Source organism: Streptomyces sp. NPDC059499, from assembly GCF_042749285.1.
In the GTDB taxonomy this organism is placed as follows: domain Bacteria; phylum Actinomycetota; class Actinomycetes; order Streptomycetales; family Streptomycetaceae; genus Streptomyces.
In genome coordinates, this window is the sequence record NZ_JBHYTT010000029.1 from 1 (window position 1) to 12,725 (window position 12,725).

The 12,725-nt window shown below is 70.7% G+C and carries 10 protein-coding genes; 8 read left to right on the forward strand and 2 right to left on the reverse strand.

What is annotated here, in order from left to right; genetic code table 11:
* Positions 1-179: 179 nt before the first annotated feature.
* Positions 180-575 (forward strand): Mth938-like domain-containing protein, encoded by a 396-nt coding sequence (locus ACFW9O_RS36040; RefSeq protein ID WP_351181991.1) that lies wholly within the window; start codon positions 180-182, stop codon positions 573-575.
* Between the two features lie 67 nt (positions 576-642).
* On the opposite strand, the gene ACFW9O_RS36045 is transcribed toward ACFW9O_RS36040, so the two are convergent.
* A complete protein-coding gene (locus tag ACFW9O_RS36045; RefSeq protein ID WP_384615344.1) occupies positions 643-1,782 on the reverse strand; it encodes a PucR family transcriptional regulator in 1,140 nt (379 codons plus the stop codon).
* Positions 1,783-1,963: 181 nt separating this feature from the next.
* Here ACFW9O_RS36045 and ACFW9O_RS36050 point away from each other — a divergent pair, with 181 nt between their 5' ends.
* A complete protein-coding gene (locus ACFW9O_RS36050) occupies positions 1,964-2,890 on the forward strand; it encodes a proline dehydrogenase family protein (RefSeq protein ID WP_384615346.1) in 927 nt (308 codons plus the stop codon).
* Between the two features lie 57 nt (positions 2,891-2,947).
* On the forward strand, positions 2,948-4,579 hold the full coding sequence (pruA, locus tag ACFW9O_RS36055) for an L-glutamate gamma-semialdehyde dehydrogenase (protein ID WP_384615347.1): 1,632 nt from the start codon (positions 2,948-2,950) through the stop codon (positions 4,577-4,579).
* Between the two features lie 102 nt (positions 4,580-4,681).
* Here the strand turns inward: pruA and ACFW9O_RS36060 are convergent, their stop codons facing one another.
* Positions 4,682-6,979 carry a glycoside hydrolase family 3 N-terminal domain-containing protein gene (locus ACFW9O_RS36060; protein WP_384615349.1) on the reverse strand — a complete coding sequence of 766 codons (2,298 nt, stop codon included), beginning with the start codon at positions 6,977-6,979 and terminating at the stop codon, positions 4,682-4,684.
* Positions 6,980-7,115: 136 nt separating this feature from the next.
* On the opposite strand from ACFW9O_RS36060, the gene ACFW9O_RS36065 reads away from it, so the two are divergent.
* The 5 genes from ACFW9O_RS36065 to cimA all read left to right on the forward strand — a co-directional run bounded on the left by ACFW9O_RS36065 (position 7,116) and on the right by cimA (position 12,724).
* Positions 7,116-7,715 (forward strand): TetR/AcrR family transcriptional regulator, encoded by a 600-nt coding sequence (locus tag ACFW9O_RS36065; protein WP_384615351.1) that lies wholly within the window; start codon positions 7,116-7,118, stop codon positions 7,713-7,715.
* A 286-nt stretch (positions 7,716-8,001) separates the two neighbouring features.
* Positions 8,002-8,130, forward strand: coding sequence for a hypothetical protein (locus tag ACFW9O_RS36070; RefSeq protein WP_327114238.1), 129 nt, complete (start codon positions 8,002-8,004; stop codon positions 8,128-8,130).
* A gap of 115 nt (positions 8,131-8,245) precedes the next feature.
* Entirely contained in the window at positions 8,246-9,289 is a 1,044-nt protein-coding gene (locus tag ACFW9O_RS36075) for a 3-isopropylmalate dehydrogenase (RefSeq protein WP_351169555.1), read from the forward strand.
* 267 nt (positions 9,290-9,556) lie between these two features.
* The gene (locus ACFW9O_RS36080; protein ID WP_351169558.1) at positions 9,557-10,660 is read left to right on the forward strand and encodes a branched-chain amino acid aminotransferase; all 1,104 of its coding nucleotides are present in this window, start codon (positions 9,557-9,559) and stop codon (positions 10,658-10,660) included.
* A gap of 456 nt (positions 10,661-11,116) precedes the next feature.
* The gene (cimA, locus tag ACFW9O_RS36085) at positions 11,117-12,724 is read left to right on the forward strand and encodes a citramalate synthase (RefSeq protein ID WP_351169561.1); all 1,608 of its coding nucleotides are present in this window, start codon (positions 11,117-11,119) and stop codon (positions 12,722-12,724) included.
* Position 12,725: the final 1 nt, after the last annotated feature.

Here is a 12,725-nt window from a genome sequence, read left to right on the forward strand (position 1 = left end):
ATGGCAGATTCAGATTGTCCCGCCGGGCGCGGCCGTTCGCGTGTCCGGGTGGCCGCCTCTCCGGTCCCTCTCGGCCCGCCCGCCACGGAGCCGCCGCCGGCGTGTCGGGCCGGAGGCCGGTGCGGCCTCCGGCCGAAAGCCGCTGCGGGTGACCCGCCGGGGCTGCGATGATCACCCGCATGACCGGCATCAACCACCCCGCGCAGTCGACGCGTTCTCCTCGGATAGCCGGCCTCGAATGGGGCCTGATGGAGATCGAAGGCCTTGCCCCCGGCAAGGACTTCGTCCTGTATCCGGGCGGCGGACACCCTTGGGACTGGGCCGAGCACGGCACCCGGCACATCCCGGGGATCCAGCCCGGGGACGTCCAGGAGCTTCTCGGACGAGGCGTCGAGGTCGTCGTCCTCGGCCTGGGTATGGAGCGGCGGCTGCAGGTCGCCCCACCGGCCCTCGAACTGCTCCGGCAGTCCGGGGCGGAGGTGCACATGGACGCGACCCGGGCTGCCGTCGAGCTCTACCACGCGCTGACAGCCGGGGACCGGCCCGTGGGCGGCCTCTTCCACTCGACCTGCTGAGGCCGGGCGCACGGCCGCGACCGCTGACCGGCCGCGCCCCCGGCATGCTCGTCCCGGTGCCCAGGACTCACAGCCGCGCCGCCTTCAGCGACATGTGCAGCAGCAGCCGGTCCTCGCCGTCGTTCAGGTCGAGCCCGGTGAGCTCCTGGACCCGGGCGAGGCGGTAGTAGAGCGTCTGGCGGTGGATGCCCAGCTCGCCCGCCGTACGGCTCGCCTGGCCCGCGCAGTCGAGGAACACCTCGGCGGTGCGGGCCAGTTCCGCGTGCGGCGGGGTCAGCAGGGTGCGGACCGTGTGGTCCGGGTCGGCGTCCCGGTCCGGGGGCAGCGAGGCCAGCAGCCGGTACGGGCCGATGGCCCGCCAGTCGGCGACCGGACCGAAGCGGGACTCCGCGGAGGCCGCGCGGGCCGCTGACAGGGCCTCGTGCCAGGAGTCGGCCAGCTCCGCCAGACCCCGGCGGGCGACCGCGATCCCGCCCGTGGCGGTGGCCCCCGCGGTGGCGCGCAGGCGGTCGGCTGCCGTCGTCGCCGGGTCCAGGGTGTCGGGGGAGCGCAGCCGTACCAGCGCGGCCAGCGAGTGCGTGCCCGCCACGGCGACCGTGGCGAGGGCCGCCGCTGAGGGCACCGTACGGACCGAGGGTGCCTCGTCCGGCCACGGGGTCACGCACACCACGGTGTGCAGCCCGTCCGCGTCCGGGCCCAGCGCCTCGTGCAGCGCCGCCACCGCCATGTCGCGCTGCCATCCCCGCCCTGCCGCGAGCACGGCGCCGAACTCCCGGGACAGGTCGGCCCCCGCCCGCGCCTCGTCGGAGAGCAGCCCCCCGATCCGGGCCGCCACCTCCATCGCCGCCGTCAGCCGGCCGGAGGTCGGCCGGGGGTCGGCGTCGAGCAGCCATACGTATCCGAGTACGACACCCCTATGGCGTACCGGAAGGCAGATCCGGTCCCGGAACACTCCGGCCTCCGGGGCCGCCGGAATGTGGACCGGGCCGGTCGCGCGGGCGATGCCGAAGCCCTCGAACCAGGCACGGACCGCGGGGGTGGAGCGCCGGGTGAGGATCGAGCGCGTACGGACGGGGTCCATCGCCTTGTCGTCGTCGCTGTCGTGGGCCCCGAAGGCCACCAGGACGAAATCCCGGTTCTCCAGGATCGCGGGGGCGCCGAGCAGCGCGGAGATCTCGTCGACCAGCTCCTGGTAATCGCCCTTCACCCGGCCAGTCTCCCACCTCCTCAGACATATGTCTGAAGTAGTGACCACAGATGCGTGACAGGTGTCGATGGCACACGATCGGAAGGATCCTTAGATTTCACGGTGGTTCTCCGTGCCGTCCCGGTCTGTTCACATGCATGCCGGTACGGCCCTCGTTCGTACATTTCCGTGGAGGTGCCCCGTGCTGGGTCCCGTGATTCTCGCCGCGTCCCGCAGCGACAAGATGCGTCGTTTCATCTCGGCCGCCCCGGGCACCAAGCAGGTCGTCGCCCGGTTCATCGCCGGTGAGGCCGTCGACCAGGTGGTCCAGGTGGTCCAGGACTCGGCCGACCACGGCCTCGAGGTCACCCTGGACGTCGTGGGTGAGGACATCACCACCCCCGAGCAGGCCGCCGCCGCGCGCGACGCCTACCTGGAGCTGATCGGCCGCCTCGAGCAGCTCGGGCTCGGCACCAAGGCCGAGATGTCGGTCAAGCTGTCGATGTTCGGCCAGTCCCTCGACGGCGGCCACGAGCTGGCGCTGGCCAACATCCGGCCGGTCGTCGAGGCCGCCGCCGCGATCGGCACCACGGTCACGCTGGACGCCGAGGACCACACCACCCTCGACTCGATGTTCGCCATCCACGAGGAGCTGCGGAAGGACTTCCCGCAGACCGGCTGCGTGATCCAGGCCTACCTGTTCCGCACCGAGGACGACGCCCGCCGCCTCGCCGACGCCGGCAGCCGGGTCCGCCTGGTGAAGGGCGCGTACAAGGAGCCCGCCTCCGTCGCGTACCAGCAGAAGCCGGAGATCGACAAGGCGTTCGTCCGGATCCTGAAGATCCTCATGGTGGGCGACGGCTACCCGATGATCGGCTCCCACGACCCGCGTCTCATCGCGATCGGCCAGGAGCTCGCCCGCCAGGCCGGGCGCAAACTGGACGAGTACGAGTTCCAGATGCTGTACGGCATTCGCAGCGACGAGCAGATCCGGCTCGCGGCCGAGGGCCACCGGATGCGCGTCTACACGGCGTACGGCACCGACTGGTACGGCTACTTCATGCGCCGCCTCGCGGAGAAGCCGGCCAACCTGCTGTTCTTCGCCCGCTCCATCCTCACCAAGGGCTGAACCAAGGGCTGACCTGCCCGGCCGACCACCCACCCCAACCAAGGAGACAAGGCACTCATGGACGCTGTCACCCAGGTCCCCGCGCCGGTCAACGAGCCGGTCCACTCCTACGCCCCGGGTTCCCCCGAGCGGGCCCGCCTCGAGGCGAAGCTCAAGGAGCTCGCCGAGAACCCCATCGACCTGCCGATGACCATCGGCGGCGAGAAGCGGATGGGTGGCGGCGAGCGCTTCGACGTCGTACAGCCGCACAACCACAAGGCCGTCATCGGCACCTCCGCCGGCGCCACGGAGCAGGACGCCCAGGACGCGATCGACGCCGCCCTCGCCGCCGCCCCGGCCTGGCGCGCGATGTCCTTCGACGACCGCGCCGCGATCATCCTGCGCGCCGCCGAGCTGCTGTCCGGCCCCTGGCGCGAGACGCTGGCCGCGTCCACGATGCTCGGCCAGTCCAAGACCGCCCAGCAGGCCGAGATCGACTGTCCCTGCGAGCTCGTCGACTTCTGGCGCTTCAACGTGCACTACGCCCGCCAGATCCTCGCCGAGCAGCCCCCGGCGAACTCTCCCGGCGTGTGGAACCGCATGGACCACCGCCCGCTCGAGGGCTTCGTCTACGCGATCACGCCCTTCAACTTCACCGCCATCGCGGGCAACCTGCCCACCGCGCCCGCCCTCATGGGCAACGTCGTGGTGTGGAAGCCGTCCCCGACGCAGACCCACGCCGCCGTGCTGCTGATGCAGCTCCTGGAAGAGGCGGGTCTGCCCAAGGGCGTCATCAACCTGGTCACGGGCGACGGCAAGGCCGTCTCCGAGGTGGCGCTGAACCACCGCGACCTGGCCGGCATCCACTTCACCGGCTCGACCCCGACCTTCCAGCACCTGTGGAAGACGGTCGGCAACAACATCGCCAACTACCGCACCTACCCGCGGCTCGTCGGCGAGACCGGTGGCAAGGACTTCGTCGTCGCGCACCCGAGCGCGGACCGCGCCGTCCTGAAGACCGCGCTGACCCGTGGCTCCTTCGAGTACCAGGGCCAGAAGTGCTCCGCGTCCTCCCGTGCGTACGTCCCGGCCTCCATCTGGAACTCCGGTTTCAAGGAGGAGTTCGCGGCCGAGGTCGACTCCATCACCCAGGGTGACGTCACCGACCTGTCGCACTTCATCGGTGCCGTCATCGACGAGCGCTCGTTCGCGAAGAACAAGGCCGCGATCGACCGCGCGAAGGCCGACCCGACCTGCACGATCGTCGCGGGCGGTACGTACGACGACTCCGTCGGCTACTTCGTCCGCCCGACCGTCATCGCGTGCGACGACCCGGCCAACGAGGTCTTCACGACCGAGTACTTCGGCCCGATCCTCGCCGTGCACGTCTACGAGGACGAGAAGTACGACGCCATGCTGGAGCAGATGGAGTCGGTCTCCGACTACGCGCTCACCGGCGCCGTCATCTCCAACGACCGTGCGGCGGCCGCGTACACGATGGACAAGCTCCGCTACGCCGCGGGCAACTTCTACATCAACGACAAGTCGACCGGAGCCGTCGTCGGCCAGCAGCCCTTCGGTGGCGGCCGTGCCTCGGGCACCAACGACAAGGCGGGCGCCCCGCAGAACCTGCAGCGCTGGACGCTGACCCGCGCCATCAAGGAGACGCTGGTCCCGCCGACCGACTACACCTACCCCCACCAGGGCTGACGCCCTCCGGGGCGCCCACCGCGGCGCCCCGCCCCGTACACCGCCTCCCGACCGGCCCCCCTGCCGGCCGGGAGGCGGTTTCCATTTCCCGGTGCCGTGGTCTCAGTCCTTCACGGTGAAGCCCGCCCGCAGGAGGGCGTCCTCGCGCGAGGACGGGCCGACGAGCAGCTCGAAGTCGCCCGCCTCGACGACCCGGGCGCCCTCGGCGTCCACGAGCGTGCACGCGGCGACGGGCAGCTCGACGAGGACCTCGCGCGATTCGCCCGGGGCGAGCTCCACCTGCCGGTACGCCTTCAGCTCCTTCTCGGCCCAGGTCACCGAGGTCACCGTGTCGCTCACGTACACCTGCACGGTCTCCCGCACGGGCCGGTCACCGGTGTTGCTGACCGTGACCCGGGCCTGCACCGTGTCGGACGCGCCGACGCTCGTCGTGAGCACCTCCAGATCCGCGTACGTGACGGTCGTGTAGCTCAGGCCCTCGCCGAAGACGAACTCGGGACTCTGGGTGAGATCGGCGTACCGCGTGCCGTGCTGGCCGCGGATCTGGTTGTAGTACGTCGGCTGCTGGCCCGCGTGCCGGGCGAAGGAGACAGGCAGTCGCCCCGACGGCTCGATGAGCCCGAGCACCAGCTCGGCCACGGCCCGGCCGCCCTGCATACCCGGGTTGAAGGCGTGCACGATCGCCGCCGCACCGAGCGCGGACGGCGGCAGCACCAGCGGCTTGGAGCTGATGACGACGACGACCAGCGGCTTGCCGGTCGCGGCGAGGGCGTCGAGCAGCGCGACCTGGTCGCCGACCAGCTCCAGGGTCGCGGTCGAGCGCCCCTCGCCGACCAGCTCGATGCGGTCGCCCACGACCGCGACGACGTGGTCGGCGGCCTCGGCGGCCGCCACCGCCTCGGCGACCAGGGCGGCGGAGGGCTGTGCCGGGACGACGACATGGGGCCGGGGCTGTCCGTCGGGGAAGAACTCCCCGTCCGGGTCGGGACCCACCGTGAGGATCTCGGCGCCACGGGCGTACGAGACGGTCCAGCTCTCGGGGGCCTGCTCGCGGAACCCGTCGAGCACCGTACGGATCATCGCGCGCGGTTGGCCGTCCGGCAGCCAGTCCGCCTGGCCCGAAGAGCCCGCCCAGTCGCCGAGCTGGGTCTGGGCGTCGTCGGCGTTGGGCCCGATCACGGCGACCGTGCGCGGAGCCGAGCCGGGGGCGGCGAGAGCGCGGCCGTCCGGTCCCGGCTCGAAGCCGCCGGCCAGCGGCAGGGTGCCGTCGTTCGTGAGCAGGACCAGCGAGCGGCGGGCGGCCTCCAGGTTCAGCGCGGCGTGCTCGGCGCTGCCGATGACCGCGGCCTGCCGCTCGGCGTCGGGGTGGCGCGGGTTCTCGAAGAGGCCGAGTTCGAACTTCAGCGTCAGGATGCGCCGGACCGCCGCGTCGATCTCCGCCTCGTCGAGGGTGCCCCGGGCGACCGCCTCCTGCGCGCCCTCGAAGAACTTAGGCGTCGCCATCACCATGTCGTTGCCGGCGCGGACCGCCGCGGCGGCGGCCTGGGCGTAGTCGGCGTGGATCCGCTGCTCCCACACCATGCGGCCGACGTTGTCCCAGTCGGTCACCAGGGTGCCGGTGTAGCCCCACTCGCCGCGCAGCACCTCGTTCAGCAGCCAGTTGTTCACCGTGACCGGCACACCGTCCATGGACTGGTAGCCGAGCATGAACGTGCGGCAGCCCTCCCGGGCGACCCGCTCGAACGGGGGAAGGAACCAGGAGCGCAGTTTGCGCCGCGAGATGTCGGCCTCGCTCGCGTCACGGCCGCCCTGCGTCTCGGAGTAGCCCGCGAAGTGCTTGGCGCACGCGAGGATCGCCGTCGGGTCGCTCAGGCCCTCGCCCTGGTAGCCGCGCACCATCGCCGAGGCGAGCTCGCCGATGAGGAAGGGGTCCTCGCCGAAGGTCTCGCTGACCCGGCCCCAGCGCAGATCGCGCGTGATGCAGAGCACCGGGGAGAACGTCCAGTGGACCCCGCTCGCCGCGACCTCCACGGCGGTCGCCCTGGCGATGCGCTGTACGAGCTCCGGGTCCCACGTCGCGGCCATGCCGAGCTGGGTCGGATAGATCGTGGCCCCCTCCCAGAAGGAGTGCCCGTGGATGCAGTCCTCGGCGACCAGCAGCGGGATGCGCAGCCGGGTGCGTTCGGTGAGCTCCGCCGCCTCGAGGACGCGGTCGGGCGAGGCGTGGAGGATCGAACCCGCGTGCAGGTCCTCGATGAGGTGCCGCACCCCGTCCTTGGCGTTCAGCTGGAGCATCTGGCCGGTCTTCTCCGCCAGCGTCATGCGGCCGAGGAGGTCACCGACCCGCTCCGCGACGGACAGCGCGGGGTCGAGGTAGGGCGGGGTGGGTGTGGGGGACACGAGGGGGTCCTTTCGCGACGCGGTTCGGGTTCACCATAGAGTGAATACCGACCACCTGGTAAGTAACTACAGGTGATCGAATCCGATCGTCGATTCCGGCCGGCCAGATCCGGCCGCAAGGACCGGGAGGTGGCACGTGACCGCTGAAGTGCGGCGTGGTTACGCGAAAGGCCGCGCGAAGCGTCGCGAGATCCTCGACCAGGCCATGTCCCTGTTCGGCGAGGCCGGGTACCGGGGGGCATCGCTGCGGGTCATCGCGACCCGGTGCGGAATCTCGCACACCGGTCTGATGCACCACTTCCCGACCAAGGAGAACCTGCTGCTCGCGGTGCTCGAACACCGCGACGAAGTGGACGGCGAGTGGCTCTCGTCCTCCGCGGTCACCGGCGTCGACCGGCTCCGCAGGTTCGTCGATCTGGCCGAGCTGAACGCCACGCGCCGCGGGATCGTCGAGCTGTTCACGGTGGTCTCCGCGGAGGCGACCTCGGCCGAGCACCCGGCCCACGGCTACTTCGTACGGCGGTACAGGGACTCGGTGTCGGGGGCGGAGGACGCCTACGCCCAGGTGCGCACGGAGGGCGCGCTGCGCGAGGGCATCGACCCCGCGGCTGCCGGACAGCAGCTGATCGCCCTGATGGACGGGCTCCAGGTGCAGTGGCTCCTGGCCGACGGCGGGACGGACATGGCGGCCGTCCTGCGCGCCCATGTCCGGGCGCAGCTCACCGTGCCCTTCTGAGGCCGCCCGCAGGGGTGCCCGTAGCACGTTCCGCTCGCGTGCCCGTCTCAGATAGTAGGAAGTCCGAGTATCTGTAGAGACAGATGGGCCGGGCTGTCCTAACTTTGTAGAAGCCGAACGACTCGCACGATCCAGCGACTGGCGGTCGCGAGCACGTGCCCCGAAGCAGGCAACCCCTGCGGCACCTCTCCCCGCCCCTTCCGGCGCCTCGAAATCCTGATCTCGACATCGCATTTTCCGAAGTCCCGATCTCGAAATCCACGCGATCTCAAGGAGTCGATCCACCATGGCCGAGACCACTGTCCGCCGCGTCCGTCACACCTCCCGCCCGGCCGATTCGGACCGGAAGAACGCTGCCGCCGCTCTGCAGCGCGCCCTCGACCGCCGTGACAACGGCGGCTCCACCGGCCACTGACGGTCCTTGGCCCACCCTCCGTCCGTGCTCGGCGCGCGCCCGCGCCATCCGTTCCAGGTGTCCGTATCGTGGACAACGGATGTCATTGGGTGGGACGGAGGGCTAGGGTGCCGTTATGTCTCGCAGCCTCAATCTCGCAGTGATCCCCGGCGACGGTATCGGCCAGGAGGTCGTCACCCAGGGCCTCAAGGTCCTCAACGCTGTTCTCCCGCAGGATGTGAAGCTGGAGACCAAGGAGTACGACCTCGGCGCCCAGCGCTGGCACCGCACCGGTGAAACCCTCCCGGACGCGGAGCTGGAGGCCCTCAAGGGCCACGACGCCATCCTGCTCGGCGCCATCGGAGACCCCTCCGTGCCGTCGGGCGTGCTGGAGCGCGGGCTGCTGCTGAAACTGCGCTTCGAGTTCGACCACTACATCAACCTGCGGCCGTCGAAGCTCTTCCCGAACACCGCGACGCCGCTGGCCGGCAGCCCCGAGATCGACTTCGTCGTCGTCCGCGAGGGCACCGAGGGTCCGTACACGGGCAACGGTGGTTCCCTGCGCACCGGTACGGAGCACGAGGTCGCCACCGAGGTCAGCGTCAACACGGCCTACGGTGTCGAGCGCGTCGTCCGGGACGCCTTCGCGCGTGCCGCCGCCCGTCCGCGCAAGAAGCTGACGCTGGTCCACAAGAACAACGTCCTCGTGTACGCGGGCCACCTGTGGAAGAACACCTTCGACAAGGTCGCGGCCGAGTACCCCGAGATCACCACCGACTACCTGCACGTCGACGCCGCGACGATCTTCTTCGTCACCCAGCCGGAGCGCTTCGACGTCATCGTCACCGACAACCTCTTCGGTGACATCCTCACGGACCTCGCCGCAGCCGTTACCGGCGGTATCGGCCTGGCCGCGTCCGGCAACATCAACCCGACGGGCGCGTTCCCGTCGATGTTCGAGCCGGTCCACGGCACTGCCCCCGACATCGCGGGCCAGGGCAAGGCCGACCCGACCGCCACGATCCTGTCCGTCGCTCTCCTGCTGCGCCACCTCGGTCACGAGGCCGAGGCCGTGCGCATCGAGGAGGCCGTCTCCGCCGACCTCGCGGAGCGCGACGGGAAGACGACGCGCACCACCGACGAGATCGGTGACGCGCTCGCGGTACGCGTAGCGAGCTGACCCGACGCCTCCACTTCGAAGCCGCCGGGTCGCATCCGCACCCGGCGGCTTCACCTTGCGGTCACCGGGTGCCACCATCGACCCCGGACCGCAATCACGCCACCGCAAGCGCCTCATTTCGTGCACGGCCACCCGCGAGAGATAATCGAACGCGGGGCCGTGGCTTGCGGGAGAGCTCGGACGTCCTACAACCTGTCTGAGATGTCGGACGGGGAGCGGGCGTGAGCGCGGTCCATCACACACAAGACCGGTGAAGGACACGCACTCATGACGACGCCCACGATCGAGCTCAAGCCCTCCTCGAACCCGCTGTCCGACGCGGAGCGCGAGGCGATCCTGGCCAGCCCCGGATTCGGCCGCCACTTCACCGATCACATGGTGACGATCAGCTGGACCGAGGGGCGCGGCTGGCACGACGCCCAGCTCGTCCCCTACGGACCGCTGTCGATCGACCCGGCCAACATGACACTGCACTACGCGCAGGAGATCTTCGAGGGTCTCAAGGCCTACCGCCAGAGCGACGGAACGGTCGCCACGTTCCGCCCGGAGGCCAACGCCGCGCGCTTCCAGCGGTCCGCCGCCCGGCTCGCCATGCCCGAGCTGCCCGCCGAGACGTTCATCGCGGCGTGCGACGCCCTGGTCCAGCAGGACAAGGACTGGGTTCCGGCGCACGGCGGCGAGGAGTCCCTCTACCTGCGCCCGTTCATGATCGCTTCCGAGGTCGGTCTGGGTGTGCGGCCCGCCAACTCGTACCTCTTCCTCGTCATCGCCTCGCCCGCCGGCGCCTACTTCCCCGGTGGCGTGAAGCCGGTCTCCATCTGGCTCTCCCAGGACAGGGTGCGTGCCGTCCCCGGCGGCATGGGCGACGCCAAGACCGGCGGCAACTACGCCGCTTCCCTCCTCGCCCAGGCCGAGGCCGCCGCGAAGGGCTGCGACCAGGTCGCCTACCTTGACGCCGTCGAACACACGTGGGTCGAGGAACTGGGCGGCATGAACCTCTACTTCGTGTACGACCAGGAGGACGGCGGCAAGCGGATCGTCACCCCCTCCCTCACCGGCTCGCTGCTCGCCGGCGTCACGCGTGACTCGCTCCTCACCGTCGCCCGGGACCTCGGTTACGCCTCCGAGGAGGGCCGCGTCTCCATCGACCAGTGGCGGGACGACACCGCGAACGGCACCCTGACCGAGGTGTTCGCCTGCGGCACCGCCGCCGTCATCACGCCCGTCGGAACCGTGAAGTCCGCGGACGGCGAGTGGATCCAGGGCGACGGCACGCCCGGCGAGGTCACCCTCAGGCTGCGCGAGCGCCTCCTGGACATCCAGCGCGGCATCGCCGAGGACACCCACGGCTGGATGCACCCCCTCGGCTAGGCGCCCGCACGCGCGAGTGGCCGCGCCCCGTACAGAGGGCGCGGCCACTCGCGCGAGCCCGCCCCTGCACAGAGGGCGCGGCCACTCGCGCGAACCGCCCCCGTACAGGGGCCGCGGCCGCCCGTGCGTTCCACCCCTCGCACCCCTTCGGTGCGGCGGACGTCACGACCGCATCCTGAGACGGGGCGGGGCACGAACGGGGTGCTGTGCAAGACTGCGTGCGTGTCCTCGTTCGCCATGATTATCGGCAGCAGGCGCGCCGGTCCGCAGTGACCGTCCCGTACCACCTCGTACGGCACGGCCATCGTGCCCCAGACCCGCGCGCAGACCTCTCGCACCCGCGAGGGGTTTTTTCGTTTTCCGGCCCCCACCACGGCCGGGGCGAGGCACGCGAGATGATGGGGGCAAGTGGAGCCGATTCGTCCGGATCCGCTCACCCGACAGGAGTCAGACAGCATGACCACCAAGGCCACGGCCCCCGACGACAGTTTCCATGTCTTCGACACCACGCTGCGCGACGGTGCGCAGCGTGAAGGCATCAACCTGACGGTTGCGGACAAGCTGACCATCGCCCGGCATCTGGACGACTTCGGTGTGGGCTTCATCGAGGGCGGCTGGCCGGGTGCCAACCCCCGCGACACCGAGTTCTTCGCCCGCGCGCAGCAGGAGATCGAGTTCCGGCACGCCCAGCTCGTCGCCTTCGGCGCCACCCGCAGAGCGGGCGGCAAGGCCGCCGAGGACCCTCAGGTCCAGGCGCTCCTCGCATCGGGCGCCCCGGTGATCACGCTGGTCGCCAAGTCCCATGACCGCCATGTGGAACTGGCCCTGCGCACCACCCTCGAGGAGAACCTGGAGATGGTCAGCGACACCGTCTCCCACCTCCGCGAACAGGGCCGCCGGGTCTTCGTCGACTGCGAGCACTTCTTCGACGGCTACCGCGCCAACCCCGAGTACGCCAAGTCGGTCGTGCGCACCGCCTACGAGGCCGGCGCCGACGTGGTCATCCTCTGCGACACCAACGGCGGCATGCTCCCCGCGCAGGTCCAGGCGGTCGTCGCCACCGTCCTCGCCGACACCGGGGCCCGCCTCGGCATCCACGCCCAGGACGACACCGGCTGTGCGGTCGCCAACACCCTTGCCGCCGTGGACGCGGGCGCCACCCACGTCCAGTGCACCGCCAACGGCTACGGCGAGCGGGTCGGCAACGCCAACCTCTTCCCCGTCGTGGCCGCCCTGGAACTCAAGTACGGCAAGACCGTCCTGCCCGCGGGCGCGCTCGCCGACATGACCCGCATCTCGCACGCGATCGCCGAGGTCGTCAACCTCACCCCCTCCACCCACCAGCCCTACGTGGGTGTCTCGGCCTTCGCGCACAAGGCCGGGCTGCACGCCTCCGCGATCAAGGTCGACCCGGACCTGTACCAGCACATCGATCCGGAACTCGTCGGCAACACCATGCGGATGCTCGTCTCCGACATGGCGGGCCGTGCGTCCATCGAGCTCAAGGGCAAGGAGCTCGGGATCGACCTGGGCGACGACCGCGCGCTCGTCGGACGGGTCGTCGAGCGGGTCAAGGAGCGCGAACTCAGGGGCTACACCTACGAGGCGGCCGACGCGTCCTTCGAGCTGCTGCTGCGTGCGGAGGTCGAAGGCAGGCCCCGCCGCTACTTCCGCGTCGAGTCCTGGCGGGCGATCGTCGAGAACCGTCCCGACGGCACCCACGCCAACGAGGCGACCGTGAAGCTCTGGGCGAAGGGCGAGCGGATCGTCGCCACGGCCGAGGGCAACGGCCCCGTCAACGCCCTGGACCGGGCGCTGCGCGTCGGCCTGGAGCGGATCTACCCGCAGCTGGCCAAGCTGGAACTGGTCGACTACAAGGTCCGCATCCTGGAGGGCCGCACCGGCACCGAATCCACCACCCGGGTGCTGATCACCACGGGCGACGGATCCGGCGACTGGGCGACGGTCGGCGTGGCCGAGAACGTCATCGCCGCGTCCTGGCAGGCACTGGAGGACGCGTACACCTACGGCCTGCTGCGGGCCGGCGTCGAGCCCACCGACTAGT